The 25,814-nt window shown below is 65.3% G+C and carries 28 protein-coding genes; 19 read left to right on the top strand and 9 right to left on the bottom strand.

Going from position 1 to position 25,814, the window contains the following annotated elements; all coding sequences use genetic code 11:
- Positions 1-99 precede the first annotated feature (99 nt).
- Both hmpA and E0702_RS04380 read right to left on the bottom strand, forming a co-directional pair.
- Positions 100-1,269, bottom strand: coding sequence for an NO-inducible flavohemoprotein (gene hmpA, locus E0702_RS04385; RefSeq protein ID WP_132041750.1), 1,170 nt, complete (start codon positions 1,267-1,269; stop codon positions 100-102).
- Between the two features lie 119 nt (positions 1,270-1,388).
- Positions 1,389-1,955: a YIP1 family protein gene (locus tag E0702_RS04380; RefSeq protein WP_132041749.1), complete on the bottom strand. Its 567-nt coding sequence runs from the start codon at positions 1,953-1,955 to the stop codon at positions 1,389-1,391.
- 120 nt (positions 1,956-2,075) lie between these two features.
- On the opposite strand from E0702_RS04380, the gene E0702_RS04375 reads away from it, so the two are divergent.
- Both E0702_RS04375 and E0702_RS04370 read left to right on the top strand, forming a co-directional pair.
- On the top strand, positions 2,076-2,489 hold the full coding sequence (locus tag E0702_RS04375; protein ID WP_132041748.1) for a MarR family winged helix-turn-helix transcriptional regulator: 414 nt from the start codon (positions 2,076-2,078) through the stop codon (positions 2,487-2,489).
- A 91-nt stretch (positions 2,490-2,580) separates the two neighbouring features.
- Positions 2,581-3,738, top strand: coding sequence for a cytochrome P450 (locus tag E0702_RS04370; RefSeq protein WP_132041747.1), 1,158 nt, complete (start codon positions 2,581-2,583; stop codon positions 3,736-3,738).
- Between the two features lie 163 nt (positions 3,739-3,901).
- Here E0702_RS04370 and E0702_RS04365 read toward each other — a convergent pair whose 3' ends face one another.
- Positions 3,902-5,110 (bottom strand): cytochrome D1 domain-containing protein, encoded by a 1,209-nt coding sequence (locus E0702_RS04365; RefSeq protein ID WP_306766901.1) that lies wholly within the window; start codon positions 5,108-5,110, stop codon positions 3,902-3,904.
- 7 nt (positions 5,111-5,117) lie between these two features.
- Positions 5,118-5,459, bottom strand: coding sequence for a c-type cytochrome (locus E0702_RS04360; protein WP_132041746.1), 342 nt, complete (start codon positions 5,457-5,459; stop codon positions 5,118-5,120).
- A 343-nt stretch (positions 5,460-5,802) separates the two neighbouring features.
- Between E0702_RS04360 and E0702_RS04355 the strand changes: the two genes are divergently transcribed.
- From E0702_RS04355 to E0702_RS04275, 17 genes are all read left to right on the top strand, one after another.
- A complete protein-coding gene (locus E0702_RS04355) occupies positions 5,803-7,533 on the top strand; it encodes a nitrite reductase (protein WP_132041745.1) in 1,731 nt (576 codons plus the stop codon).
- Positions 7,534-7,588: 55 nt separating this feature from the next.
- A complete protein-coding gene (locus E0702_RS04350; protein WP_132041744.1) occupies positions 7,589-8,119 on the top strand; it encodes an Lrp/AsnC family transcriptional regulator in 531 nt (176 codons plus the stop codon).
- Complete coding sequence (ahbB, locus tag E0702_RS04345; RefSeq protein ID WP_161422881.1) at positions 8,116-8,658, top strand: siroheme decarboxylase subunit beta; 543 nt, start codon at positions 8,116-8,118, stop codon at positions 8,656-8,658. The genes E0702_RS04350 and ahbB (E0702_RS04345) overlap by 4 nt, the downstream gene beginning before the upstream one ends.
- On the top strand, positions 8,655-9,113 hold the full coding sequence (locus E0702_RS04340) for an Lrp/AsnC family transcriptional regulator (RefSeq protein WP_202597170.1): 459 nt from the start codon (positions 8,655-8,657) through the stop codon (positions 9,111-9,113). Before ahbB (E0702_RS04345) ends, E0702_RS04340 begins: the two co-directional genes overlap by 4 nt.
- Complete coding sequence (gene ahbB / locus E0702_RS04335) at positions 9,088-9,672, top strand: siroheme decarboxylase subunit beta (protein ID WP_165927477.1); 585 nt, start codon at positions 9,088-9,090, stop codon at positions 9,670-9,672. The genes E0702_RS04340 and ahbB (E0702_RS04335) overlap by 26 nt, the downstream gene beginning before the upstream one ends.
- A 51-nt stretch (positions 9,673-9,723) precedes the next feature.
- On the top strand, positions 9,724-10,956 hold the full coding sequence (gene nirJ, locus E0702_RS04330) for a heme d1 biosynthesis radical SAM protein NirJ (protein ID WP_132041743.1): 1,233 nt from the start codon (positions 9,724-9,726) through the stop codon (positions 10,954-10,956).
- A gap of 20 nt (positions 10,957-10,976) precedes the next feature.
- Positions 10,977-11,813: a uroporphyrinogen-III C-methyltransferase gene (gene cobA, locus E0702_RS04325; protein WP_132041742.1), complete on the top strand. Its 837-nt coding sequence runs from the start codon at positions 10,977-10,979 to the stop codon at positions 11,811-11,813.
- The gene (locus E0702_RS04320; RefSeq protein ID WP_132041741.1) at positions 11,813-13,420 is read left to right on the top strand and encodes a nitrite reductase; all 1,608 of its coding nucleotides are present in this window, start codon (positions 11,813-11,815) and stop codon (positions 13,418-13,420) included. Before cobA ends, E0702_RS04320 begins: the two co-directional genes overlap by 1 nt.
- Positions 13,421-13,519: 99 nt before the next feature.
- Positions 13,520-13,999: a globin gene (locus tag E0702_RS04315; protein ID WP_132041740.1), complete on the top strand. Its 480-nt coding sequence runs from the start codon at positions 13,520-13,522 to the stop codon at positions 13,997-13,999.
- A gap of 87 nt (positions 14,000-14,086) precedes the next feature.
- The gene (locus E0702_RS04310) at positions 14,087-15,298 is read left to right on the top strand and encodes an NnrS family protein (protein ID WP_132041739.1); all 1,212 of its coding nucleotides are present in this window, start codon (positions 14,087-14,089) and stop codon (positions 15,296-15,298) included.
- 23 nt (positions 15,299-15,321) lie between these two features.
- Complete coding sequence (locus E0702_RS04305; protein ID WP_132041738.1) at positions 15,322-15,708, top strand: SirB2 family protein; 387 nt, start codon at positions 15,322-15,324, stop codon at positions 15,706-15,708.
- A 92-nt stretch (positions 15,709-15,800) separates the two neighbouring features.
- Positions 15,801-16,121, top strand: coding sequence for a carboxymuconolactone decarboxylase family protein (locus tag E0702_RS04300; protein ID WP_132041737.1), 321 nt, complete (start codon positions 15,801-15,803; stop codon positions 16,119-16,121).
- Positions 16,122-16,312: 191 nt separating this feature from the next.
- Positions 16,313-16,765: a c-type cytochrome gene (locus E0702_RS04295; RefSeq protein ID WP_132041736.1), complete on the top strand. Its 453-nt coding sequence runs from the start codon at positions 16,313-16,315 to the stop codon at positions 16,763-16,765.
- 54 nt (positions 16,766-16,819) lie between these two features.
- Entirely contained in the window at positions 16,820-18,175 is a 1,356-nt protein-coding gene (locus E0702_RS04290) for a cbb3-type cytochrome c oxidase subunit I (protein WP_132041735.1), read from the top strand.
- A gap of 82 nt (positions 18,176-18,257) precedes the next feature.
- On the top strand, positions 18,258-19,070 hold the full coding sequence (locus E0702_RS04285; RefSeq protein WP_132041734.1) for a CbbQ/NirQ/NorQ/GpvN family protein: 813 nt from the start codon (positions 18,258-18,260) through the stop codon (positions 19,068-19,070).
- 9 nt (positions 19,071-19,079) lie between these two features.
- Complete coding sequence (locus E0702_RS04280; RefSeq protein WP_132041733.1) at positions 19,080-21,023, top strand: nitric oxide reductase activation protein NorD; 1,944 nt, start codon at positions 19,080-19,082, stop codon at positions 21,021-21,023.
- A gap of 38 nt (positions 21,024-21,061) precedes the next feature.
- Positions 21,062-21,280, top strand: coding sequence for a hypothetical protein (locus tag E0702_RS04275; RefSeq protein ID WP_132041732.1), 219 nt, complete (start codon positions 21,062-21,064; stop codon positions 21,278-21,280).
- Positions 21,281-21,364: 84 nt separating this feature from the next.
- Here the strand turns inward: E0702_RS04275 and E0702_RS04270 are convergent, their stop codons facing one another.
- From E0702_RS04270 to E0702_RS04250, 5 genes are all read right to left on the bottom strand, one after another.
- Positions 21,365-21,655 carry a cytochrome C oxidase subunit IV family protein gene (locus tag E0702_RS04270; protein ID WP_132041731.1) on the bottom strand — a complete coding sequence of 97 codons (291 nt, stop codon included), beginning with the start codon at positions 21,653-21,655 and terminating at the stop codon, positions 21,365-21,367.
- A gap of 50 nt (positions 21,656-21,705) precedes the next feature.
- A complete protein-coding gene (locus tag E0702_RS04265; protein ID WP_132041730.1) occupies positions 21,706-22,275 on the bottom strand; it encodes a cytochrome c oxidase subunit 3 family protein in 570 nt (189 codons plus the stop codon).
- On the bottom strand, positions 22,272-22,730 hold the full coding sequence (locus E0702_RS04260; RefSeq protein ID WP_240721664.1) for a DUF4870 family protein: 459 nt from the start codon (positions 22,728-22,730) through the stop codon (positions 22,272-22,274). The genes E0702_RS04265 and E0702_RS04260 overlap by 4 nt, the downstream gene beginning before the upstream one ends.
- 103 nt (positions 22,731-22,833) lie before the next feature.
- A complete protein-coding gene (locus E0702_RS04255) occupies positions 22,834-24,147 on the bottom strand; it encodes an MFS transporter (RefSeq protein ID WP_132041729.1) in 1,314 nt (437 codons plus the stop codon).
- A 52-nt stretch (positions 24,148-24,199) separates the two neighbouring features.
- A complete protein-coding gene (locus tag E0702_RS04250) occupies positions 24,200-25,792 on the bottom strand; it encodes an MFS transporter (RefSeq protein ID WP_132041728.1) in 1,593 nt (530 codons plus the stop codon).
- Positions 25,793-25,814 lie beyond the last annotated feature (22 nt).

Here is a 25,814-nt window from a genome sequence, read left to right as displayed (position 1 = left end):
GGCTGGCCTGCTACCACACAGTGCTTGAACAGCGTGCCTGCGACGACACCCCGGCCAGAACGGGGCGTCGCTGTTATGTGTATACAGGTGTGAGCGGCTTCAGGCGGCGCCGAGGGGCTGCGAGGGGCCGAAGTGCTCGTAATGGCGGCGCTCATCGGGCACTCCCAGCTCGGCCAGCGCCCTGTCCACGGCGGTCATGAAGCCCTGGGGGCCGACGAAGTAGCAGCGGCCGCCTTTCGGCAGGTAGCTTGCCAGCAGGTCACGATCGATTCGCCCGCTATGGTCGGCGGCACTGCCCGACTCGTGGATGCTGATGGCGTGTAGTCGCTCGGGGTGCTCCGCGGCCAGGGCTGCGACCTCGTCACGGAAGGCGTGGTGCTCGGCGTCCAGGGCGGCGTGCAGATAAACCACCTGGCGACCCTTGGCCAGTGCCTGGTGCGCCATGGGCAGCAGTGGAGTCTGGCCGACCCCGCCGCTGGCCAGAAGAAGAGGCTCGTCACCCTCGGCCAGGGTCAGGTCACCGGCCGGTGGCAGCAGCGCCAGGGTATCACCCACCCCCATGACGTCATGCAGATGGCGGCTGGCTCGGCCCTTTGGCTCGCGCTTGACCGAGATCCGGTAGCTCTGGCCGTTGGGCAGGGCCGACAGGCTGTAGTGTCGATAGACCGGCTCACCGTCGAGGGTCAGGCGTACGCCGATGTACTGGCCTGGCACATGGTCGGCGACGGGGCCAGCGTCCACCGGCTCGAGCACGAAGGAGCGGATCACCGCACTCTCCTGGCGAACGGCGGCGATGCGGAACTCACGAGGCCCGCGCCAGCCGCCGGGGCACTGCTCGAATTCGCGATAGCGGTACTCCTCCAGCTCGATAAGCAGGCCGGCCAGCTCCTCGTAGACGCCCTGCCAGGCGGCCGCGACCTCCGGCGTCACGGCGTCGCCCAGCACCTCGCCGATGGCGGCCATCAGGCATTCGCCGACCAGGGGGTAGTGCTCGGGTCGGATATCCAGGGAGACGTGCTTGCCGACGACGGTGGCCAGGGTCGCGCGTACCTTTTCACGATCATGGCGCAGCTGCACATAGGCGAGCACGGCGGCGGCCAGGGCCCGTGGCTGGCCGCCATCGGCCTGATGAGCCTGGTTGAACAGCGGCTTCACTTGTGGGTAGCGCTGGAACAGCAGCGGGTAGAAGCGTTGGGTGATGGCGTCGAGGTGTTCGGCGACCACCGGGGCGGTGGCGGCGATCAGGTGTTCCTGCTCCTGGGTCAGCATCGAGGGGGCTCCGTCGTGGGGGATGTTTTTAAGATGCGTGCAAAATACATCTTTCTTCCCCTCGACACCACCCCGCGACATTGCGCCGCAGCAAGGCTCCTGGCTCAAACGCTCCTGGCTCAGTAGGCCCAGACGATGGCCATCAGCAGGCCCCAGGCCAGTACACCGGCGGCCATGATGGTGTAGGTGGCCGACATGGTGTTGATATCGTTATCGCGGCGCTCGCACTGTGCCTGAAGCCCGTGATAGACGAGGCTGCAGGAGATGCCCAGGGCCACCAGCACCGCCAGGGCATTGAGCAGCAGGCTGGGAATCAGCAGCACGATCGCCGATGACCACAGCGGCAGTGGTGCAAGGGCCGCCAGCAGGTAGGCATCGTGATAGTCGATCGAGAGTTCGCGGGTGCCATTGACGACGGCGTGGATGAGCCAGCCCATCACGAAGAAGGTCAGCAGCTCGGCCAGAAACAGGATGGTGGTGATAAAGCGCCACTCCCTGTCGGCAAAGCCCATGACGAAGTCATCCCCATAGTGGGTACCGGCGTAGTAGAGCAACACCGGTGGCAGCAGCGACATGGGCAGCACCAGGCACCAGCCCAGGGCAGGAATCGACGGCTTGCGACCCTGCAGCGTCTTCCAGCCTGCCTGGCGGGTAAAGGGCAGTCGAATCACGGTCAGCGGGTTCATTGCGGTATCCTCGGCGGTGGAAAAATATCATTATATGATATTATTGATTAACACTTAGGCAGCAACCCTGTTGCTGTCAAGCGGCTGAGACATTGACCATGCCCATGCTGGATGCCCCTTATGAGCGATGACGCCCTGACCAAGCAGGACTTTCAGCGTCTTTCTCACTTTCGCTACCAGCTGCGCTGCTTTCTGCGCCAGAGCGAGGATATCTGCCGCGAGCACGGCCTGACGCCGCTGCAATACCAGCTGCTGCTTCATCTGTTGGGGTTCGAGAGGCGGGAGTGGGCGTCCATCGGCGAGCTGGCAGAGCGGCTCCAGGCCAAGCACCACGGTACGGTGGCGCTGGTCGACCGTTGCGAGCAGCTGGGCCTGGTGGAGCGCCGCGCGAGTCGTGGCGACCGCCGGCGTATCGAGGTGCACCTGCTGGACCGTGGCGCCGAACTGGCTCGGCGAATTGCCGAGCTGCATCAGCCGGAACTGCGTCACCTGCATGAGGAGTTCCACCTTCCCGGCTGGCCCGAGCTGCCCTGAGTGGCGAAGGGGCCGGCTGACCTGAATCAATGCACATCGGGTCGTCTTCTGGTCTCCTTGCTGCGTTTCTCACCCCATCCGAGGAGATGACATGAGCGATACACGCCAGCAGGACTGGGACCCGCGCGCCGAGGATGTCCTCGACGACCAGATCGTCGCCTATGACAGGATGCGCGGCCGCTGCCCGGTGGCCTTCAGCGACTATCTGCAGTGGTCGCTGTTTCGCCATGCAGACGTGATGCGCGTTCTCGAGGACCATGACACCTTCAGCAATGCGGCCAGCCGTCACCTCTCGGTGCCCAATGCCATGGACCCGCCCGATCACACGCACTTTCGGCGCATCATCGAGCCCTACTTCGGACCCGAGGCCATGGCCGAGTTTGCCCCGCAGTGCCGTGCTATCGCCGAGGGGGTGGTGGCACGACTTCCCGCCGACGGTGAGGTGGAGGCGATGGCCGAGATGGGACAGGACTTCGCCCTGGAGATCCAGTGTGCCTTCATGGGCTGGCCGACCACGCTTCACGAGCCGCTGCGGGCCTGGGTGAAGCGTCAGCAGGCCGCTACCCTGGCCCAGGATCGCGAGGCGTTGGGGGAGCTGGCGCTGGAGTTCGACGGCGTGATCCGCGAGCAGCTGGCCAGTCGACGCGCGGCCGGCGATGATGCCCCGGATGACGTCACCACTCGCATCATGAACGAGACCGTCGAAGGCCGTGCGCTGACCGACGAGGAGATCGTCAGCATCCTGCGCAACTGGACGGTGGGAGAGCTCGGCACCATCTCGGCGAGCATCGGTATCCTGATGCGCTACCTGGCCGCCGACCCCGAGCTGCAGGGGCGGTTGCGTGCCGATCGGAGACTGCTACCGGCGGCCATCGACGAGATCCTGCGCCTCGACGCGCCGCTGATGTCCAATCGCCGCATCGCCACCCGTGCGGTGGAGATCGGCGGCCGCCGCCTCGAGGCCGGCGAACGCCTGACGATCCTGTGGGGCTCGGCCAATCGCGACGAGACGGTATTCGAGGCTCCCGACGAGGTCCGCCTGGATCGTGACCCCGCAGACAATCTGCTCTACGGGGCGGGAATCCATGTCTGTCCCGGAGCGCCGCTGGCGCGCATGGAACTCGAGGACTTCATGGACGCCTTGCTCGACGCCACGGTCGATATCGCCCCGCTGCCGGGTCGCCCCGCGATGCGTGCCCTCTATCCTGCCGGCGGCTACTCCGAGGTGCCCCTGCACGTGCGTCGCTGAGGGTCATTTTGCCCATGCCATAATGAGGGAAGGCGCCGACCAGGCGCCTTCCCTCTTTCACTTACCATCAGGGGCTGCCCCCGGCCGAGCCATCGGGTCAGTGTTTAAGCTCTTTGCCAGCATCGGCACCACTGCCGGGAACAGTCCCTTCTCGCTACTCTCTTCAGAGCCCAATACGGTGCGCCCGGTCGGTAAAGAAGATACCGCTGGGCGACTCGCTGTCGAGCCTGGCGACCTCCTCCAGTGTATGGGTGTCGTAGACCACCACCCGGTCGCTGTCGCGGGCCGAGACCCAGGCGTGCTCCCCCTTGGGGGTGAACTCCATATGCAGCACCGCTTCGCCGGGCGCCAGGGTGGCGACTACCTCGCGGCTCTCGGTGTCGATGACCTGTACCACGTCGTTGTCGGGATGGGCGAAGTTGACCCAGACCTGGCGCTCGTCGGGGCGACGCATCACGAAGATCGGCTGACCGTGGACCGGAATACGATCGACCAGTGTCCAGTCGTCGCCGTCGGCGACCAGTACCTCGTGGCGGCCCACCGCCGGCAGCCACGCCTCGTCGCCGGCCAGGGTCCAGCCCTCCAGGTGGGGCATCTTGTAGACCGGCAGGCGCTCCTCGCGGCGGCCGTAGTCGGGCAGGATGCGGCGAACACCCTGCTCCGGGTGCCACAGATCGAGCAGCGCCAGGCCATCCTCGCCGAATAGCCCGGCGATGTAGTAGCGGCCACTGGGGCCGATCAGGGCGTCGTAGGGCTGCTTGCCGATATCGGTGAAGCGCGTCACCTCGGGGGTGTCGCCATGCATGTCGACCAGATGAATCTCCCCGGCCTCGAACAGGCTGTAGACGAAGCGATTGCCGGGGGCATCCACCAGGCCCACCACCTTGGAGCGCTGCTGTTCACCGCTGTCATCGACCCAGGTCGCCGGGATATCGGCGACCTCCTCCAGGCTCTCGCTGGCGAAGATCTTCACGCCACCCGGCTCGTAGTTGGCCACCGCCACCAGTGAGCCATCCTGGGAGACGGCACCGCCGATGCTGTTGCCGGACTGGATCACCCTGTGGGTGATCTCGCCGGTCAGCAGATCGACGCGACTCAGCCCACCGTCACGTCCGAACACGAAGGCATGGCGAGCATCGCGAGAGAACTTCACCGAGGCGTGGGAGAGATCCCCGAGCCCCTCCACGCGCTCGAGGATGCGTCGCTCGCTGGTGTCGACCACCGCCAGGCTGCCTGTCGCACGCTCCACGACCACACCGAGATCGCCGGTGCCGCGTAGCTCGGCGGTGGGCGTGGCCTGACAGCCGGCCAGCAGGGCAAGCAGTGAGAGGGCGGCGAGGGGCTTGCGAAGTGATGGGGGCATCGTGGGCATGAAGGGGTCACTCATCCAGGGGGTTGTCATTCTGCAGATGATCGGCGATCCACAAGGCCTCCTGCTCGGTCAGCAGATCGGCCCAGCCGGGCATGGCGGTGCCCTTCACGCCGTGGAGGATCAGCGCGGCCAGGCCCTCGCGGCTATAGGCGTTCATGCGTGACGCGGGCAGCGCCGGTCCCAGCCCACCGCGCAGGGTCATGCCGTGGCAGGAGCCGCAATCCTGATAGAGCAGTGTCTCGAGCTCGGCCTCGCGCTCGACGGTGAGCGATGACTCGGCATGTCCGACAAGTGGTAGCGCACAGGCCACGGCCAGCAGCGTCAGGCGAAGAAAAGGATGCGGCGACATGGCGACTCCTGATATGAGGACTGACACGAGTGTCTCTGCTCGGGCGTCGGTGCGCATTGACTGGCGTCAACCAAAGCCTCCTGCCCCAAGGCATATCAGCAAAATCCGAGCGGCTCAATTTCCCTTTGGGGGTAGCCCTCACGTGCTTTGATATACGTCAAGGTCTTTCCTAAAAGAGGACGGTGAGCCGTTAAGAAGCATGAAGTATACGCGTTATTGAGCCACTCTCTTCCCAGGAAGGTCATCGGCCCATTGATACCGGCTGGCCATCCGTCGAATGACAATAACGACACGTCCATGTCCTGGCGACAGCGCATTCAAGGATCATGACAGAGGTGGATCGATGATGAAGAAAGACTGGTATCTCAAGCCACTGGCGGTGGCGGTCACTACCGTCGCACTGGGCATCACCGCGGCTTACGCCCAGGATGACAAGAAGGAGCTCGACGAGACTCAGGCGGCCTATCAGGGCACCGAGTCCGCGGTGGATCCAGGCTCGGCCAGGGTGGTGCGCACCCCCGGGGCGCCGGATCTGACCGATGCGGAGTTCGAGCAGGCCAAGGAGATCTACTTCCAGCGCTGCGCCGGTTGCCATGGCGTGCTTCGCAAGGGGGCCACCGGCAAGCCGTTGACCACCGAGATCACCCAGGAGCGCGGCCTGGAGTATCTCAAGGCCTTCATCCACTACGGCTCTCCGGCCGGCATGCCCAACTGGGGGACCTCGGGCGATCTGACCGAGAGTGAAGTGGAGTTGATGGCCAAGTACATCATGCATGAGCCGCCGCAGCCTCCCGAATTCGGCATGGCCGACATGAAGGAGACCTGGGAGGTGCTGGTCGCCCCTGAGGACCGTCCGACCGAACAGATGAACGACCTGGATATCGAGAATCTGTTCTCGGTCACCCTGCGTGATGCCGGTCAGATCGCTCTGATCGACGGCGAATCCAAGGAGATCGTCAAGGTTCTCGACACCGGCTATGCGGTGCATATCTCGCGCATGTCCGCCTCCGGTCGCTACCTGTTCGTTATCGGTCGCGACGCCAAGATCGACATGATCGATCTGTGGATGGAAGACCCGAGCATCGTCGCCACCATCAAGATCGGCATGGAGGCCCGCTCCGTCGAGACCTCCAAGTTCGAGGGCTACGAGGATGACCTGGCCATCGCCGGGGCCTACTGGCCGCCACAGTACGTGATCATGGATGGCGAGACCCTGGAGCCCAAGAAGATCGTGGCGACCCGAGGCATGACCGTCGGTGAGCAGGAGTACCATCCGGAGCCCCGGGTGGCGGCTATCGTGGCCTCCCACCAGCATCCGGAGTTCATCGTCAACATCAAGGAGACCGGCAAGGTCCGCCTGGTCAACTACGAGAATCTGGATGCACTCTCCACCGTCGAGATCGACACCTCCCGCTTCCTTCACGATGGTGGCTGGGACGCCTCGGGTCGCTACTTCCTGACGGCGGCCAACGAGTCCAACCAGATCGTGGTCATCGATGCTCAGGAGCGTGAGCTCGAGGCCATCGTCGACGTGGGCAAGATCCCGCACCCGGGTCGCGGTGCCAACTTCGAGGACCCTGAGCATGGTCCGGTGTGGGGTACCAGCCACCTGGGCGATGCCACCATCCAGCTGATCGGCACCGACCCGGAAGGGCATCCGGACAGCGCCTGGCAGGTAGTGCGCACCCTGGAAGGGCAGGGCGGCGGCTCGCTGTTCATCAAGACCCACCCGGAGTCCGACAACCTCTACGTCGACACCGCCCTCAACCCCAATGAGGCCATCAGCCAGAGTGTGGCGGTCTACGACATCAATGACCTGGAGGCGGGCTTCGAGGTCCTGCCGATCGCCGAGTGGGCCGATGTCGGCGAGGGACCCAAGCGCGTGGTGCAGCCCGAGTACAACCAGGCCGGTGACGAGGTGTGGTTCTCGGTGTGGAACACCATGGACGATACCTCCGCGATCGTGGTCGTCGATGACAAGACCCGCGAGTTGAAGCACGTGATCAAGGATGAACGTCTGGTCACCCCGACCGGCAAGTTCAACGTTATCAACACCCAGAAAGATATCTACTGACCGGGATCGGCGGCGGGCCCTGCCCGCCGCCACCCGCCGCAAGTGAGCTGTGCCGATGCATTGCCAAGCCCCGTCTATTAAAGCCGAAGACCTCGATGCGCTGGACCGTCGCCTGATCGACAGCTACCAGCGTGGCCTGCCGGTCTGTACCCGCCCCTTCCACACCATCGCCGAGCGCCTGGGCAGCAGTGAGGAGGAGGTTCTCGCACGACTCGAGCGCCTTCAGACCATGGGGGTGCTGAGCCGAGTGGGGCCAGTGTTCGACCACGCCCGAGCCGGCGCCAGCCTGCTCGCCGCGGTGGCCGTGCCCGAGGCCGAACGCGATGCCTTCGCAGAGCTCATCAACGCCGCTCCCGGCGTCAATCACAACTATGCTCGTGAAGAACAGGCTCGTGAAGAGCCGGCCCGAGAACACGGCTACAACCTCTGGTTCGTGATGACCGCACCGGACGAGCCCGAGCTCGAGGCGCGTCTCGATGACCTGGAGAGGCGCCTGGGGGTGCCGATCCTGCGTCTGCCGATGCTGGAGGGGTACCACATCGATCTCTCCTTCCCCATTCCCTGGGCCGAGCTGGAGCGCGCATGAAGACGACCGACGACCTGAGCCTCGCCGCCACCGGCGCTACCCTCTCCACACCCTCGAGCGAAGCCGAACGCCGCCTGCGCGGCCTGCTTGAACAGGGGCTGCCGATCACGTCGCGCCCCTGGCGAACCCTGGCGGAGCAGGCTGGGATGGCCGAGGGGCAGGTAATGGCCTGCGTACGCCGCTGGCAGGCCGATGGCATGATCAAGCGCCTGGGACTGGTGGTGAAGCATCGCCGGCTTGGCATCCAGGCCAATGCCATGGTGGTCTGGGATGTGCCCGACGAACGCGTCGCCGAGGTGGGGCGCCGTCTGGCTCGCGAGATGGCGGTAACGCTCTGCTATCGCCGCCCGCGCCGCCTGCCAGACTGGCCCTACAATCTGTTCAGCATGATTCATGGTACCCACCGCCAGCGGGTGCTGAGCGAGCTCGATGCCATCGTCCAGCGCCAGGGGCTGGAGGCGCTGGAGCATCGGGCGCTGTTCAGCACCCATGCCTATCGCCAGTGCGGCGGCCGCTATGTGCGCGAGGAGGCGTCATGACCCTCGAGGATCTGGATGCCGTCGACCGACGTCTGATCAATCACCTGCAGGATGGCCTGCCGCTGGTGGCACGCCCCTATGCGGTCGTTGCCACGCAGCTGGGCATCGGCGAGGGAGAGCTGCTGTATCGTCTGGAGCGGCTGCGCGATGGTGGGGTGCTGAGTCGCTTCGGCCCCATGTACCACGCCGAACGGCTGGGAGGCGGTCTGACCCTGGCCGCGCTCGCGGTACCCGAGGCGGACTATGACGAGGTCGCCGGGAGGGTCAATGCCTTCCCCGAGGTGGCCCATAACTATCGTCGTGAGCATGCGCTCAACATGTGGTTCGTACTCGCCACCGAGACCCCGGCACGCATCGCCGAGACCGTGGCCGAGATCGAGGCGGCCACCGGTCTGCCGGTCTTCAACATGCCCAAGGAGGAGGAGTTCCATGTCCGTCTCCACCTGTCCGTCTAGCACGCCCATCGTCGATGATGCCCAGCGGTGCGATGCCCGAGGGCTCGATGCCGTCGATCGAGCCATCGTGCTGGCGACCCAGGCCGGCCTGCCACTGGTTCCCGACCCCTGGGGGGCGGTGGGCCGCGAGGTAGGCATCAGCGGTGCGGAGGTGCTCGAGCGCATGCAGGCCATGCAGGCGAACGGGGTGATCCGCCGGGTCGCGGCGGTGCCCAATCACTACCGGCTCGGCTATGTGGCCAACGGCATGACGGTGTGGGACGTCGACGATATGCAGATCGAGCGTCTGGGCCGCGAGGTGGCCGCCATCGAGGGTGTCAGCCACTGCTACCGCCGCCCGCGGCACCTGCCGCACTGGCCCTACAATCTATTCGCCATGCTGCATGGTCGCAGCCGGGAGGAGGTCGAGCGCCAGGCAGAGGTGCTGCGCAGGCGCCTGGGTGATGCCTGCCGCGACCACCGCATCCTCTACAGCTCGCGCATCCTCAAGAAGACCGGGTTGCGCCTGGCCGGCAAGCGGCCGAACGATGCCGCCACGAACGCCGATCGTCGAAGCTGAGTCGCGCCTGTCACGGCGACCCGGCACAGCATTTCTCAGCAGGAGAACGCCATGTTCCGCGTCACCCGCTATATCAAGAGCCTGATGGAACCGGGTTCCCCGGGTCATGAAACGAGAGGACCGGCGCGCAAGCCGCCCGGCCCGGTGGTGATCTGGAACCTGATTCGTCGCTGCAACCTGACCTGCAAGCACTGCTATACCACCTCGGCGGATATCGACTTCGCCGGTGAGCTCTCCACCGCCGAGGCCCATGCGGTGCTCGACGACCTGAGCGCCTTCCGGGTGCCGGCGCTGATCCTCTCCGGCGGTGAGCCGCTGATGCGCCCCGACATCTTCGAGCTGTCGCGTCGCTCCCGGGAGCTGGGAATCTACACCGGGCTCTCCACCAACGGCACCCTGATCACCGAGGAGAATATCGACACCATTGCCGAGGTGGGCTACGACTACGTGGGCATCAGTATCGACGGACTGGAGGAGACTCACGACGTCATCCGCCAGCGCCAGGGCGCCTTTCGCGAATCCATGCATGCGGTCAGGCTGTGCAAGGCGCGGGGCATCAAGGTGGGGCTGCGCTTTACCCTGACCCGCGAGAACTACGAGCAGCTCGGCGATATCCTGGCGCTGCTCGACGAGCACGATGTCGACAAGTTCTACCTCTCGCACCTCAACTATGGCGGGCGTGGCCGGCGCCACAGCAAGCAGGACGCCTGGTATCGCATGACCCGCGACGCCATGACCCGACTGTTCGACCACTGCCGCGATGAACTCGAGCGCGGCGTCGAGCGCGAGTATGTCACCGGCAATAACGATGCCGATGGCCCCTTCCTGCTGATGTGGGCCCGGGAACACTTCCCCGACCAGGCCGCGGCCCTGGAGCAGCGGCTGCTCAACTGGGGAGGCAACGCCTCCGGCGAGAATATCGCCAATATCGACAACCTGGGGCATGTGCACCCCGATACCTTCTGGTGGGACCACGACCTGGGTAGTGTCCGGGAGCGCCCCTTCTCCGCGATCTGGCGCGATACCCAGGACCCGCTGATGGTCGGCTTCCGCCAGCGCCCGCGACCGCTCAAGGGGCGCTGTGCCGAGTGCCGCTATTTGTCGATATGCAACGGCAATACACGGGTGCGCGCCTGGAAGGTCACCGGTGACCCCTGGGAGGAGGATCCCGGCTGCTATCTGACCAATGCCGAGATCGGTGTTGCCGAGGAGGGCGAGCGCCGAGTGGTGGCGCCCCATCTCGCTACCCCCTATCAGGCCATCCAGGCCGTCGAGATCACCTGAGGCTTGCGAGGAGTATCGCCATGCCGTCACACCGTGTTTCCTACGATCTGGCCGAGGCGCCGCTGGCGTCCGGCGAAGTGGCCATCATCGGCGCCGGCCCCGGTGACCCGGGCCTGCTGACCCTGCGGGCGCTGTCGCTGATCGAGCAGGCCGACTGCCTGGTCTACGATCGGCTCGTCTCCCGCGAGGTACTGGCGCTGGCGAGCCCCAGGGCTCGGCGCTTCTATGTGGGCAAGGCCTCGCGCTGCCATGCCCTGACCCAGGACGAGACCAATGCCCTGCTGGTGCGCCTTTCCCACGAGGGCAGGCGGGTGGTGCGCCTCAAGGGTGGCGACCCCTATATCTTCGGCCGCGGCGGCGAGGAGGCCGAGGTGCTGATCGAGCACGGCGTTGGCTTTCGCGTGGTGCCGGGCATCACCTCTGCCCAGGGGTGCGCCGCCTACGGCGGCTTCCCGCTGACCCACCGCGACCATGCCCAGAGCGTCACCTTCGTTACCGGTCACTTCAAGGGCGACGGCGACCTGGCCCTGAACTGGGCCTCGCTGGCCGCCCCGAACCAGACCACGGTGTTCTACATGGGGCTGGCCAATGCCGAACTGATCCGCGGCGAACTGCAGCGCCATGGCCTGCCGGCCTCGCATCCCGTGGCCCTGGTGGAGCGCGGCACCACCCCGGAGCAGCGCCGAGTGATCACCTGCCTGGGGGAGCTGGTCGAGACCATCGAGAGTGAGGGGCTGAAGCCACCCACCCTGATCGTGGTCGGAGAGGTGGTGCGTCTGGCCGATACCCTCTTCCAGCCGGTGCCGGAGCAGGCGGCCTTTATCGAGGGTGCCGTCCTGGAGCGGGTTGCCCTGTGATGACCGACACACGAAGTGCCGTGATCTCGCGACTCCTGCCCCTGCTGACGGCGGCGCTACTCCTGCCCCCGGCGACTGCCTCGGCCGAGGACGAGCTCGAACTCAAGCCTCAGGCCGGGGCGCTCTACCAGACCCACTGCGCTTCGTGTCACGGTGAAGAGCGCCTGGGGGGAGTCGGCCCGGCGCTGTTGCCAGGCAATCTTTCGCGGCTCAAGCCGGCGGCGGCCGAGGCGGTCATCCGTGACGGCCGTGCCGCCAGCCAGATGCCGGGCTTCGCGGCTCAGCTGGAGGAGGATCAGATCACTCGCCTGGCCGAGTGGATCTACCGTGAGCCCGGTGTGCAGCCGTCCTGGGGACGCGACGAGATCCTGACCAGCCAGGTGGTGCATCACCGTGATGGCAGCCTGCCGGACGAGCCGCGCTTCGATGCCGACCCGCTCAACCTCTTTATCGTGGTGGAGACCGGCGATCATCATGCCACCCTGCTCGACGGCGATACCTTCGAGCCGCTCCACCGCTTCGAGACCCGCTATGCCCTGCACGGTGGGCCCAAGTACACCCCCGATGGGCGCCATGTCTTCTTCGGCTCCCGGGACGGCTGGATCACCAAGTACGATATCTACAACATGGAGGTGGTGGCCGAGGTGCGTGCCGGCATCAACATGCGCAATATCGCCGTCTCCGGTGATGGCCGGTACGTGATGGCCGCCAACTATCTACCCCACAGCCTGGTGCTCTTCGATGCCCACAACCTGGACCTGATGAAGGTCTACCCGGTGCTGGGCGAGGATGGCGAGAGCTCACGGGTCAGCGCCGTCTATGCCGCCCCGCCACGGGGCAGCTTTATCGCCGCCCTCAAGGATATCGAGGAGGTCTGGGAGATTCCCTGGCCGCTGCCCACCGAACCGGTGGTCTCCACCGGCCATATGGCGACCCCGCTGGCACCGCAGCGCGCCCACGATACCGCCAACTTCCGGGTGCGCCGCATCCCGGTGCCGGACTACCTGGACGACTTCTTCTTCGATCTGGAGTATGCCCACGTCATCGGCGCCTCCCGGGGTGGAGAGAGCGACGGCCAGGGCGGCATGGTGATCAACCTGGATAGCGGTGAGAAGGTGGCCGACCTGCCCCTGGAGGGGATGCCCCATCTCGGCTCGGGCATCACCTGGGAGCATGAGGGGCGCCGGGTGATGGCGACGCCACACCTCACCCGGGCGGCGGTGTCGATCATCGACATGACCAGCTGGGAGGTGATCAGGACCCTCGAGACCGACGGCCCCGGCTTCTTCATGCGCAGCCATGCCAACTCGCCCTATGTCTGGGCGGATGTCTTCTTCGGGCCCAACCGCGACCGGGTGCATGTCATCGACAAGGCGAGCCTCGAGATCGTCGAGACCCTGATTCCCGAACCCGGCAAGACCGCCGCCCATGTGGAGTTCGATCGCTACGGCGAGAAGCTGCTGCTTAGCCTGTGGGAAGATGACGGCGCGGTGATCGTCTATGACGCCGAGAGTCTCGAGGAGGAGAAGCGTATCCCCATGAGCAAGCCCTCGGGCAAGTACAACGTGTGGAACAAGACACGCTATGAGGAGGGCACCAGCCACTAGCTCTTGCGGAAACAATCGGCGCGAGCCGGCGGGCCGGATCAGCGCTAGGCTTCAAGGGAGCAGAGCCAGATGCGACTGGCGATGCCCGGGGAGGTAGCCTTGGAAATCGACACTATCTTCGACGCCAGCTACGGCCGGGTTCTCGAGCATGAGGTCGGCGGGCAGGGCTTCTTCGAAACCTTCTACGCACGCTTTGTCGCCGCCTCGCCTGAGGTAGCGGAGAAGTTCCGTCATACCGATATGGTGCGTCAGCGGGCGATGCTCAAGAAGTCGTTCTACCACCTGCTGGCCTTCTATGCGTCCAGTCACGCCGACTACTACCTGAACAAGGTGGCGATCAGCCACAATCGTCGCCATCTCGACATTCGCCCGGGGCTTTACGATCTCTGGCTGGATGCCATGGTGGAGAGCGTGCGGCGGTATGATCCGCACTGTTGCCCCGAGGTTGAGCTGGCCTGGCGTCTGGTGATGAGCCCGGGCATCGTCTACATGAAGTTTCACTACGATCGCGACGTGCCCGTCGCTCATGGCGCCCTTCGTGAGAGGCCCCACCAGGATCCGCCCCAGGAGGCGATATAAAGAAGCATTCTTGATACCTGTCATGGAAGTCGTGCGCCCATCGGCGCACAATGACCCCATCCAAGCCTCCTGACGGGGTATTCTGACATGTCTTCCTCCCGCACCAGCCAGACCGCCATTTCGCCGACGCTTCTACCCGTGGCGCGTCTGGCCTTTCGGCCCTTCTTCCTGCTCGCCGCGCTGTTCAGCATCCTCTCCCTGGTGGTGTGGCTCGCCTTCTGGCACGGCGATATCCTGCTGCGCCCCCAGGGGGGGCTGATGTTCTGGCACCAGCACGAGATGCTGTTCGGCTTCGCCATCGCCGTGGTGGCGGGCTTTCTGCTCACCGCGGTGCAGAACTGGACCGGATTGCCCAGCCTGCGGGGTGGCCCACTGCTGGGCCTGGTTGGGCTCTGGTTGCTGGCGCGAGTGATGATGGCCTTTCCCATGGCGCTGCCGGGCTGGCTGGTGGCGACGATCGATCTCGCCTTCCTGCCGCTGGTGGCGGCGGTGATGGCGAGCCTGGTGATTCGCGCCCGGCGCTGGCGAAACCTGATCTTCCTGCCGGCCCTGGGGCTTCTGACCCTGGCCAACCTGCTGATGCACCTGGGCGTGCTGACCGGCGAGCCCGAGCTGATCCGTCCCGCCGCGCACCTGGCGGTATTACTGATCACGCTGCTGATGGTGGTGGTGGGCGGTCGGGTGATCGCCATGTTCACCGCCAACCGCCTGGGCCTGACGCGCAAGCCACCGATTCCGGCCCTCGAGGCCCTGAGCCTGGGCAGCGTGATGGCGGTGGTGGTCAGCCAGCTGCTGGTTGCCCTGGGCGTAGCACTGCCACCGACATGGCTGGCGGGGCTGATGGGGCTCGCGGCACTGGCCAATGCCGTGCGCATGTCGCGCTGGGGTGGTCTGCACAGCTGGCGTGAGCCGCTGTTGTGGGGGCTGCATCTGAGCTACGCCTGCATTCCACTGGGGCTTGCCATGTGGGCCCTGGCGCTGCTCGTCGGCAGCCGCGCCGATGCCGCGCTGCATGCCCTGACCATCGGTGGCATGGGCACCATGATGCTCTCGATGATGGCACGCGTCTCGTTGGGCCATACCGCGCGCCCCATCCGTACGCTGCCCGGCATCGGCGTGGCCCTGGGACTGATGGTGGCCGCCGCACTGCTGCGTTCGCCGGTGCTGGTGCTGTTCCCCCAGATTACCCACTGGACCTATAACCTGGGGATCATCTTCTGGTGCCTGGCCTATGGGGTCTTCCTGTTCCACTATACGGGCCCGCTGCTGTCGCCGCGTGCCGATGGCAAGGATGGCTAACACGAGACAAGGAGCCCCTCGAGATGGAGTACTACCTGGTGATCAAGCATCTGCATATCACCGCCGCTACCCTGAGCATTCTCTTCTTTATGCTGCGTGCCGTCTGGTCGGTGCGTGAAGCGCCGATGCTGCAGGCGCGCTGGGTCAGGATCGCCCCCCATATCATCGATACTTTACTGTTGACGCTGGGCGTGGTGCTGATGGTGATGCTCTCCCTGTGGCCGCATCAGCACCCCTGGCTCGCCGCCAAGCTGATCGCCCTGCTGGCCTATATCGGCCTGGGAACGGTGGCGATCAAGCGTGGGCGGAGCCCGGCGACGCGTGGCATGGCCGCCGTGGCCGCCATTCTGGTCTTTGTCTACATGCTGGGAGCGGCCATCCAGCATAGCGCGCTCTCTTGGCTAGCCTGACTCGAGAGTCGCACGTCATCCGCCCAGCGCGACGTAGGGTCGGTTGATTGGCCTATACTGATGTGACACTCATCCGCAGCAAGGAACATGGCATGTCGAAACAGGATCTTCCTTCCGGTGCCGGCCAGGTGGCCGAGCAGTATCCCGAGGTGTGGGACGCCTACGCCGAGCTGGGCAAGGCCTGCGCCGAGAGCGGTCCGCTGGATGCCCGTACGCGTCGGTTGGTAAAGCTGGCCCTGGCCGTGGGCGCGCGCTCTGAGGGTGCCGTGCACTCCCATGCCCGCCGCGCCCTGGAAGAGGGCGAGACCAGCGAAGCCCTCAAGCAGGTGGCCATGCTGTCGATCCCCACCCTGGGACTGCCACGTGGCGTCGCTGCCCTGACGTGGATCGAGGACATCACCGACGAGCGCTGAACGCCACCCTCGGGCGGCATGTTTTCACCCTCTGTTGCCCGTACCTTTCTGCACTAATTGACCGACATCAAAGCCTGATAGCCCTCTCTTCTGCTAGGCTTAACATGTATCGATAATGCATGTTAATAAATTGCCAGGCGCAAACCGCAGATCAGCGACGCGCCTGCCAGACGAGCAAGGGGGAAAGGTTCATGGCCGACGGTCTCACCAAGTCGGCGGCCCGCAATATCTTCTATGGCGGGTCGCTGTTCTTCTTTCTGCTGTTTGCCGCCCTGACGGCGCACAGCCACTGGTACATGGTCAACAAGTCCACCGACAAGGAGGGGCTCACCGAGTCGGTCGTGCAGGGCAAGCACATCTGGGAAAAGAACATGTGCATCAACTGCCACAGCATCATGGGCGAGGGCGCCTACTTCGCGCCGGAGCTGGGCAATGTCTGGGAGCGCTATGGCGGCCACCAGAACCCCGAAGCGGCGCGTGCCGGCCTGGCTGCGTGGATTCGTGCCCAGCCCCTGGGCGCCCAGGGCCGCCGCCAGATGCCGGCCTACGATTTCAGCGACGAGGAGATGAACGCACTGATCGACTTCCTCGAGTGGACCGACAGCATCGACGACCAGGACTGGCCACCGACCCCGGCGGGCTGAGTCGCCGGACCACCGGACCGCCGCAACGCGGATGAATCAAGGAGAACGACACCGATGAAATATGAAACCCAGAAGGTGGCACTGCCATTCTTCATGGTGGCCATGGCGCTCTTTGCCCTGCAGATCGTCTTCGGGCTGCTGGCCGCCGCCGTCTATGTCTGGCCTAACTTCATGGCCGAGGCCATGCCCTTCAATATCATGCGGGTTAGCCATACCAACCTGCTGATCGTGTGGCTACTGCTTGGCTTCATGGGCTCCACCTACTACCTGATGCCGGAAGAGGCGGAGCGCGAGATCCATAGCCCCACCATCGCCTATATCCAGCTGGCGATCTTCGCCTTCGCCGGTGCCGCGGCGCTGGTCGGCTACCAGTTCGGAATCCACGAGGGGCGCGAGTTTCTCGAGCAGCCGTTCTGGGTCAAGGTGCTGATCACCATCTCCTTCCTGATGTTTCTGTTCAACACCAGCATGACGCTCGCCAAGGGGCGCCGCACCGCCATCAATATGGTGCTGATGCTGGGCCTGTGGCTGGCCGCGGTATTCTGGCTGTTCGCCTTCTACAACCCTAGCAACCTCGCCGTGGACAAGCTCTACTGGTGGTGGGTGGTGCACCTCTGGGTCGAGGGCGTCTGGGAACTGATCATGGCCTCCCTGCTGGGCTACCTGTTGATCAAGATGACCGGTGTCGACCGCGAGGTGATCGAGAAGTGGCTCTACGTCATCGTCGGCCTGGCGCTGTTCTCCGGACTGCTGGGCACCGGTCATCACTACTACTGGATTGGTGCGCCGAGCTACTGGCAGCCCATCGGCAGCATCTTCTCCACCCTGGAGGTGCTCCCCTTCTTCGCCATGGTGGTGTTTGCCTTCACCATGTTCTGGAAGGGCAGCCGCAACCACCCCAACAAGGCCGCCATGCTGTGGGCCCTAGGCTGCCCGACCATGGCCTTCTTCGGCGCCGGGGTATGGGGCTTCATGCACACCCTGCACTGGGTCAACTACTACAGCCACGGCACCCAGGTCACCGCGGCACACGGCCACCTGGCCTTCTACGGTGCCTATGTGATGCTGCTGCTGGGCATCATCAGCTTCGCCATGCCCCAGCTGCGCCGCGTTCAGCCCTACAACCAGGTGATCAACATGTGGGGCTTCTGGATCATGACCGGCGCCATGGCCTTCATGACCTTCACGCTGACCTTTGCAGGCGTCGTCCAGACCCACCTGCAGCGTGTGCTTGGCATGAACTTCATGGAGGTGCAGGACCAGCTGGTGCTGTTCTATGGCATGCGGCTGGGTGCCGGCATCGCCGTGGCCATTGGTGCCTTCCTGCTGCTCTACGCCTTCTTCGGCCCTGTCCGTGAACAGGTCCCCGCAGGCGGCACCCAGTTGACCGCGGGCCCGGGTCGCGCCTGATCTAACGAGGGCCCTGCAAGGGGCCCTCTTCGATTGTTTTCGAAGATTGTTTTCGAAGATTGTTTTTTGATGGAGTTACGCCATGACCCTCTCCACCGTGGCGGCGTCACCCGCCGACCGGGAGATTCCCTACTACGACAGCGTGGGCAACGAGTGCGCGATGTTCGAGCACGCCTATGCCCAGCGCCTGCCGCTGCTGCTCAAGGGACCTACCGGCTGTGGCAAGACCCGCTTCGTCAGCCATATGGCGGCCAGACTGGGCAAGCCGCTGTTCACCGTCTCCTGTCACGACGACCTCACCGCCGCCGACCTTACCGGACGCTACCTGCTGCAGGGCGGCGAGACGCGCTGGGTCGATGGGCCACTCACCCGTGCCGTGCGCGAGGGCGGCATCTGCTACCTCGATGAGGTGGTTGAGGCACGCAAGGATGTCACCGTGGTGCTGCACCCGCTCACCGACGACCGCCGACTACTGCCGCTGGAGCGTACCGGCGAGCTGCTCGAGGCGCCGGACGACTTCATGCTGGTGGTCTCCTACAACCCCGGCTATCAGCATATCCTCAAGTCACTCAAACCCAGCACCCGCCAGCGCTTCGTGGCGATGACCTTCGACTTCCCTCCGCCGAAGGTCGAGCGCGATATCGTGGCCCGCGAGAGCGGCCTGGAGCCGGATCGCTGCGCGGCACTGGTCAATCTGGCGGCCAGCCTGCGTGCCATGAAGGGCCAGGACCTGGAGGAGGGCATCTCCACTCGCCTGCTGGTCTACTGCGCGACCCTGATCCAGGCCGGCATGCCGATCCGCGACGCCGCCCGCGCCACCCTGGTGGAGCCGCTCACCGATGATGCCGACGTCCAGGAGGGCCTGATGGAGGCCGTTCAGGCTACCTTTGGTTGAGGATCGATCATGCTGGACTTTCTTGAGGTCGAGGAGACCGTCGGCCGCTACTGGCACCGCTGGGCTTCCGGGGCGGCGAGCTACCCCGACCACCCCGAGGCGGCGGTCAGCCTCGAGAGCCTGCGTCCCATGCTCGGCGTCTTCTTTCGCGCCGGCGGAGGAGAGCAGGGCATCGAGGTGGCCGCCATCGCCCGGCGCGCCTCGGCCCACCGACTGAGCCTGCGCCAGCGGCTGGGTCTCGACGAGGAGTCCCTAGACCAGGCCCGCCGTGATGAGGAACATCTGCTGCTGCCGCCGCGCCTGGCGCTGTTTCCCGAGCCCTCCCTCAATCGCGACCTCTATCTATGGCTGACCGCCTACCTGGCCGAGGCACGGCCGCTGAGCCTTCCCGAGGATCCCCTGCAGGGCGACCTGGCGCGGCTGCGCGAGGCGCGCCGTACCACACGAGCCGCCCTGGCGCGCTTCCCCGGGCTGACCGAGCGCTATGTGCGGCTGTGTGGCGAGCTGCTCGCCATCCGCCCGCAGCGCAAGCGCCTGCCCGCCATGGAGCGGGCCCTGGAGGCCGCACTCTGTGCCGAGCTGGGGGCGCCCGACCCCGAGGAGGCCTGGGCGGTGGCCATGCAGCGCGCCATCCGCGAGGATGACCTCCCCCTCGAGGAGTTTCGTGCCCCCCGCGGCTATCGCCCGCCGCTGCCGGTGCCGCTCTGGGGCCAGGCGGTAACCCTTGGGACCAGCACCGGCATCCGCGAGGAGAGTGCGGATGACGAGGAGCTGCCCGAGGCCGCCGCCTCGGCCGATGACGACCATGGCAAGCGCCAGGCCGATCGTCGAGAGCAGGAACAGGCCGATCGCGATGACCCGCTGATGCTCAACAATATGGAGAAGATGCTCTCCTGGGCCGAGATGGTGAACCTCAACCGTCATGTTGAGGATGAGGAGGAGGAAGAGGCGCGCCAGGCCGCGGACCAGATGGACGAGATCGTGCTTAGTGCCAACCGCAAGAAGGCCGCCTCCCGTCTCAAGCTCGACCTCGATCTGGCGCCCGAGGAGGCCGCCGGTGGCCGCCTCAAGGGCAAGCACCCCTACCCGGAGTGGAACCATCGCAAGCAGGCCTATCTGCCCGATCACTGCCTGGTGCTCAGCGACGTGCAGAGCGAGGAGGGGGAGAACTGGGAGCCGGATGAAGCGACCCGTCGGCGTATCCGTCGCGTGCGGCGCGAATTCGAGGCGCTGCGCCCGCGGCGCGAGATCCTGCGCGGTCAGCTGGATGGCAGCGAGCTCGACATGGACGCCGTGATTCGCTCGCGCTGCGACCTGGCCGCCACCGGCGAGGCGAGTGACCGGCTCTATCTGGCCAGCCGCACCCAGGCTCGGGATCTGGCGGTCTCGATCCTGGTGGATGTGTCGCTCTCCACCGAGGCGTGGCTGCAGGATCGCCGCGTGCTCGATGTGGCCAAGGAGGCCCTGCTGGTGCTGGGGCACGGTCTGGCGGGCTGCGGCGACGACTATTCGATCCACAGCTTCACCTCCCAGCGTCGCCACAAGGTGTGGGTCAATACGCTAAAGTCATTCGACGAGCCCATGGGGGAGCGGGTAACCCGACGCATATCGGCGCTGAAGCCGGGCAGCTACACGCGCATGGGGCCGGCGATTCGCCACCTGTCCAGGCAGCTGAGCGAGCGCCCCAATCGTCATCGCCTGCTGCTGATGCTGACCGACGGCAAGCCCAACGATAACGACTACTACGAGGGGCGCTACGGCATCGAGGATACCCGCAAGGCGGTGCTCGAGGCGCGGCGCCAGGAGGTGAAGGTGTTCGGGGTGACCATCGATCGCGAGGCGGGGCAGTATATTCCTCACCTGTTCGGTCGCGGTGGCTACGCCATCGTACAGCGTCCCGAGCACCTCGCCCTGGCGTTGCCGAGTATCTATCGCCAGATCATCGCCACCTGAGCCGCTGTCATCCGAACCATCGCCGAGGAGATGCGCCCATGACCTCTCGAACCCGACCGATCCTCGCCGTGGCGGCCTGGTGCCTGGTCGCCGTGGCGCTGGTGCTGCCGCTGGTGTGGCTGATCAATAACCGCGACTGGGGTGTCGGCCTGATACTGCTGGCGCCGCTGCTGGTCTACGGCCTGATGCGCCTGGGGCGTTCCCTGGAGAGCTGGGCTCGGGCGAGTGCACCGCCGAAGCATCCACAGCGACGCTAAAGTGAAGCCTTCGTCGTCCTGAGCGCTACCGGACAATGCAAAGGGCCTGCTGATGCAGGCCCTTTGCCGTATGCCGCTCAGGCCTCAGGCCATCCGGCCCACCAGATAGCCGGCACCGATCAGCGCCAGGGTGAGAATCACCAGGCCCACGAAGGCCCCCTTCCAGGCCGGGGTGGCCCTGCGCAGGTTGAGATAGACCATCAGCAGGCGCTGGGCCTTGAAGCCGGTGGCCAGGAGGACCAGCGCCGCCGACCACAGCGGCAGCGTCTGCCAGTCACTGGCGTCGAGCAGCGCCGAGACCATCGACACCACCGTCAGGCCCATCAGCACGGCCCAGGTGGTCAGCAGGCGGCGGGTGCCGGGCAGCGATGTCATGCGACCTCCGTTTTCAGCGCAGCAGGGAGCCTTCAGCTCAATAAATGCCCTCAGCGCAAGAGATAAAGCAGCGGATAGAGCAGGATCCAGATCAGATCGACCATATGCCAGAAGGCGGCGGCGGTCTCCACGTTCTCCAGGCTGGTACGCCAGCTGACCAGTCCCAGCAGCGCCAGGCCGAACAGCACATGGGCGAAATGAAAGGCGGTCAGCCCATAGTAGAAGCCGAAGAAGGTGTTGGTGTCCGGGGTGATGCCGATGGCGAACTTGCTCGAATACTCGACCACCTTGATCACGCCGAACAGCACACCGAGCCCCATGGCGGCGGCGAGCCACTGGCGGGCACGCCGGATACGCTCGCTGGCGGTGGCCTCCACCGCCAATGCCACACAGAGCCCGCTGGTCAGCAGCACCAAAGTGTTGAGCCCTCCCAGCAGCGGGTCGAGCTGCTGCTGGGAGGCGTCGAACAGCGCCACCTGGGCGGCGCGCTCCGAGGAGTAGAGGGCGAAGAATGCCATGAACACCAGCATTTCGCTGAGGATCAGCACCCATATCAGCGGATTGCCGGGCAGGGCAGAGAGCGGCCCCCAGCCGGGGTTGGGAAGCTCCTGCTCCCTCATGCGTCGCTCAGGGTGACCCGGGCGCCGCCGAAGGCCAGGCTGCGCGGGTTATCCACCGGGCGGTTGGAGGTCAGGCGGGCGATGCCCACGGCACAGCGGCCGACCATCCAGATCAGGCAGGCGGTGAAGTAGAGATAGCCCAGGGCCCAAGGGGCCATGGGCGGCGTGCCGACCAGACCGAGCAGTTGCCAGGCGGCGGTGAAGAACGCCCCACCCAGCACGCCCAGCCAGAAGGTGCGAATCTGGAACTGCAGGTGGGTGCGCACCCAGGGCTCGGCGCTGGGCTGCTTGATGTGGGCGATCAGCACGCCGACAGGCGCCGTTACCACCGCCAGCACGCTACCCAGGAAGAGCATGTAGACGATGATGGCGGCGCCGCGACCCCGGGACTGCTTGCCGGGAGACGCTTCGTCCAGACGATGAGCGTTGGCGGGTATGGCCTGAGGGGTGGACATGGCGGGTCCTCGCGTGACGGGCGACCGGCCCTGGCGAGCCGGTCTAATGATGTATTCAAGATGCTACTATAGCGCGAGGTCGCACGAAAAGCCTTGGCCTGGATCAACTCTCGGCCGGCTTGGTTTCGATGGACCGAACGTCGACACCCGGGGTCGCGGCCGAGTGGCCAGGGTGCTTCTCGTCGCGGGTCAGCATCGGAACACGACGCTCGGTCCACCACATCCAGATGATCGAGACCAGGGTCACGCCGAAGCAGAGCATCCATACGGTGGTGGCCACGCCGGTGAGGTCCACCAGGGCGCCGAACATGATCGGCAGCAGGAAGCCACCCACCCCGCCGGCCAGGCCGACGATGCCGGAGACCAGGCCCAGGTTCTCGTGGTACTCGTTGGAGAGGTACTTGAAGACCGAGGCCTTGCCGATGCCCCAGGCGATGCCCACCACGAACAGCGCACTGGTGAACAGCCACACCGGGATGCCGAAGCCGAACTCCACCACCCCTTCGCCACCGGCGCCGGCCACACGGTACTGGGTCTCGGGATAGGACATGATGAACAGCGCGATCAGGCTGGCCCACATGCAGGCCCAGGTGACGGTATGCGCACCGAAGCGGTCGGAGAGCCAGCCGCCAAAGGCGCGAATTACCCCCGAGGGCAGCACGAAGATGGTGGCGATCAGGGCAGCGACCTGAATGCCGAGGCCGTACTCTCCCATGTAGTAGCGGGTCAGCCACAGGGAGACACCGACATAGCCGCCGAACACCACGGAGTAGTACTGACAGTACTTCCACACCCGGGGGTCGTTGAGCACCTTGAGCTGGTCACGCAGCGAGACGCTGCTGCTGCTGCGATGGGCCGGGTTGGAGTAGGTGAAGCACCAGAACAGCACGGCGGTGACCAGCATGATGCCCGCGTAGATATTGGGCACCGCCTGCCAGCCCAGCACCACGATCACGGTGGGGGCGATGAACTTGGTGACCGCGGCACCGGCGTTGCCGGCACCGAAGATGCCCATGGCCAGGCCCTGGCGATCCTTCTCGAACCACTTGGCGGTGTAGGTGATGCCCACCGAGAAGGAGCCGCCGGCCAGGCCGACGAAGGCACCCAGCACCAGCAGCTGCCAATACTCGGTGGCGAACTGCACCAGCCAGATGGCCGGCACGATCAGCAGCAGGATGATGAAGAACACCGGCCGACCGCCGTGGCGGTCGGTCAGCGAGCCCAGGGGCAGGCGCGACAGGGCGCCGGTCAGGATGGGCACCGCGGTGAGGATACCGAACTGGGTACCGTTGAGGTTGAGCTCTTCGGCGATCGGCACGCCGATCTCGCCGAACATGGTCCACACCATGAAGCACATGGTGAAGGCGAAGGTGTTGGCGATCAGCACCGAGGTCTGCTTGAAGCGTTCAGAGGCCATGGGACCCTCCGAGTCTATCGGGTTAAGGGACGATATCGGGTTCGGTAAGTGATCAGGGGTTCTTCACATAGGCGCCGGGACGCAGGTAGAACCACCAGTTGACCACCAGGCAGACGGCGTAGAAGACCGCGAAGCCGTACATGGCGAGCTCCGGTGTGCCGGCCTTGATCTGCTCACCCATCACCCGGGGCGCGATAAAGGAGCCATAGGCGGCGACGGCGGAGGTCCAGCCCAGTGCCGGGCCCTTCTGCTGGGGGTCGAAGATGAAGCCGATGCTGCGGAAGGTCGAACCGTTGCCAATGCCGCTGGCGGCAAACAGCAGGATGAACAGCAGCAGGAACATCCAGAAGTACTGGTTGGGGTCGGTGGAGTTGTAGGCCAGCATCATCACGTAGCCGGCGCCCACGGAGCCCACCACCATGATCGCGGTGATCACCTGGGTGACGATGGAGCCGCCCAGCTTGTCGGAGATCCAGCCGCCCACCGGGCGGATCAGGGCGCCGACGAAGGGACCCATCCAGGCCCAGGTCAGGGCGCTGGGGGCGTCCGGGTTGGCGACACGGGTCATGCTGCCATCGGCGGCCACCTCCATCATGTTGCCGAAGATCACCGAGATGGAGAGCGGCAGGGCCGCGGAGAAGCCGATGAAGGAGCCGAAGGTGGCGATATAGAGCACGGTCATCGACCAGGTGTGCTTGTTGGAGAAGATCTCGAACTGCTTCTTGATGGCGGGCTTGATATCACCCGGGATCAGGCGCAGCAGCACCACGGTCAGCACAATGGTCAGCGGCAGGGCGATCCACATGTTGAGATAGCCCAGCGCCACCACGCCGGCGATGGAGGTCACGATGCCGACCCCGTAGAGGCCGAGAATCTTGCCGAAGGCCTGCAGCGGGGAGCCCGGGTTCGGGGTGATCGTGCGCAGGTTGTTCATGCCGAACCAGCCCGCGAAGGCCAGCGGAATCAGCAGCAGCATCCACACGAAGCCGGCGTTCTGGATCCAGGTATCGGTGCCCGCCTCGATGCGCCCGATCAGGGTGCCGCTGGCCTTCTCGAGCGCCATCGGTTCGCCACCCAAGGCGCCGAAGATGCCCACTGTCATCACCAGCGGGATCAGGATCTGCATGGTGGTGACGCCGAAGTTGCCGAGCCCGGCGTTCATGCCCAGGGCATAGCCCTGCTGTTTCTTGGGGAAGAAGTTGGAGATGTTGCTCATCGAGTTGGCGAAGTTGCCGCCGCCGATGCCCGAGAGCAGTGCCAGGGCCTGGAACACCCAGAACGGCGTCCCGGGGTTCATCAACGCGATGCCGGTGCCCATGGCGGGGAGCATCAGCAGGGCGGTGGTCAGGAAGATGGTATTGCGACCACCGGCGATACGGATCATGAAGGAGGCGGGGATGCGCAGGGTGGCACCGGCCAGGCCGGCAATCGCGGTCAGGGTGAACAGCTGCTCCACCGAGAACGGAAAGCCCAGGTTCTGCATCTGCGTGGTGATCATGCCCCACATCAGCCAGATGGCGAAGCCCAGCAGCAGGCTGGGAATGGAGACCCACAGGTTGCGGTTGGCAACCCTCTTGCCCTCCGACTCCCAGAACTCCTCGTTCTCGACATCCCACCGTTCGATGTCGGCATTCTTTCTGGTCATGACGTTTCCCCCTTGAGGTCTA

The sequence above is a fragment of the Halomonas marinisediminis genome, from assembly GCF_004347715.1.
Taxonomy (GTDB): Bacteria; Pseudomonadota; Gammaproteobacteria; order Pseudomonadales; family Halomonadaceae; genus Halomonas; species Halomonas icarae.
This window is presented reverse-complemented; position numbering and strand designations above follow the sequence as displayed.

Coding starts and splice junctions, on each gene's coding strand:
- hmpA (WP_132041750.1), bottom strand. CDS start 1,269: ATGCTGACCCAGGAGCAGGAACACCTGATCGCCGCCACCGCCCCGGTG.
- E0702_RS04380 (WP_132041749.1), bottom strand. CDS start 1,955: ATGAACCCGCTGACCGTGATTCGACTGCCCTTTACCCGCCAGGCAGGC.
- E0702_RS04375 (WP_132041748.1), top strand. CDS start 2,076: ATGAGCGATGACGCCCTGACCAAGCAGGACTTTCAGCGTCTTTCTCAC.
- E0702_RS04370 (WP_132041747.1), top strand. CDS start 2,581: ATGAGCGATACACGCCAGCAGGACTGGGACCCGCGCGCCGAGGATGTC.
- E0702_RS04365 (WP_306766901.1), bottom strand. CDS start 5,110: ATGCCCACGATGCCCCCATCACTTCGCAAGCCCCTCGCCGCCCTCTCA.
- E0702_RS04360 (WP_132041746.1), bottom strand. CDS start 5,459: ATGTCGCCGCATCCTTTTCTTCGCCTGACGCTGCTGGCCGTGGCCTGT.
- E0702_RS04355 (WP_132041745.1), top strand. CDS start 5,803: ATGATGAAGAAAGACTGGTATCTCAAGCCACTGGCGGTGGCGGTCACT.
- E0702_RS04350 (WP_132041744.1), top strand. CDS start 7,589: ATGCATTGCCAAGCCCCGTCTATTAAAGCCGAAGACCTCGATGCGCTG.
- ahbB (WP_161422881.1), top strand. CDS start 8,116: ATGAAGACGACCGACGACCTGAGCCTCGCCGCCACCGGCGCTACCCTC.
- E0702_RS04340 (WP_202597170.1), top strand. CDS start 8,655: ATGACCCTCGAGGATCTGGATGCCGTCGACCGACGTCTGATCAATCAC.
- ahbB (WP_165927477.1), top strand. CDS start 9,088: ATGTCCGTCTCCACCTGTCCGTCTAGCACGCCCATCGTCGATGATGCC.
- nirJ (WP_132041743.1), top strand. CDS start 9,724: ATGTTCCGCGTCACCCGCTATATCAAGAGCCTGATGGAACCGGGTTCC.
- cobA (WP_132041742.1), top strand. CDS start 10,977: ATGCCGTCACACCGTGTTTCCTACGATCTGGCCGAGGCGCCGCTGGCG.
- E0702_RS04320 (WP_132041741.1), top strand. CDS start 11,813: ATGACCGACACACGAAGTGCCGTGATCTCGCGACTCCTGCCCCTGCTG.
- E0702_RS04310 (WP_132041739.1), top strand. CDS start 14,087: ATGTCTTCCTCCCGCACCAGCCAGACCGCCATTTCGCCGACGCTTCTA.
- E0702_RS04305 (WP_132041738.1), top strand. CDS start 15,322: ATGGAGTACTACCTGGTGATCAAGCATCTGCATATCACCGCCGCTACC.
- E0702_RS04300 (WP_132041737.1), top strand. CDS start 15,801: ATGTCGAAACAGGATCTTCCTTCCGGTGCCGGCCAGGTGGCCGAGCAG.
- E0702_RS04295 (WP_132041736.1), top strand. CDS start 16,313: ATGGCCGACGGTCTCACCAAGTCGGCGGCCCGCAATATCTTCTATGGC.
- E0702_RS04290 (WP_132041735.1), top strand. CDS start 16,820: ATGAAATATGAAACCCAGAAGGTGGCACTGCCATTCTTCATGGTGGCC.
- E0702_RS04285 (WP_132041734.1), top strand. CDS start 18,258: ATGACCCTCTCCACCGTGGCGGCGTCACCCGCCGACCGGGAGATTCCC.
- E0702_RS04280 (WP_132041733.1), top strand. CDS start 19,080: ATGCTGGACTTTCTTGAGGTCGAGGAGACCGTCGGCCGCTACTGGCAC.
- E0702_RS04275 (WP_132041732.1), top strand. CDS start 21,062: ATGACCTCTCGAACCCGACCGATCCTCGCCGTGGCGGCCTGGTGCCTG.
- E0702_RS04270 (WP_132041731.1), bottom strand. CDS start 21,655: ATGACATCGCTGCCCGGCACCCGCCGCCTGCTGACCACCTGGGCCGTG.
- E0702_RS04265 (WP_132041730.1), bottom strand. CDS start 22,275: ATGAGGGAGCAGGAGCTTCCCAACCCCGGCTGGGGGCCGCTCTCTGCC.
- E0702_RS04260 (WP_240721664.1), bottom strand. CDS start 22,730: ATGTCCACCCCTCAGGCCATACCCGCCAACGCTCATCGTCTGGACGAA.
- E0702_RS04255 (WP_132041729.1), bottom strand. CDS start 24,147: ATGGCCTCTGAACGCTTCAAGCAGACCTCGGTGCTGATCGCCAACACC.
- E0702_RS04250 (WP_132041728.1), bottom strand. CDS start 25,792: ATGACCAGAAAGAATGCCGACATCGAACGGTGGGATGTCGAGAACGAG.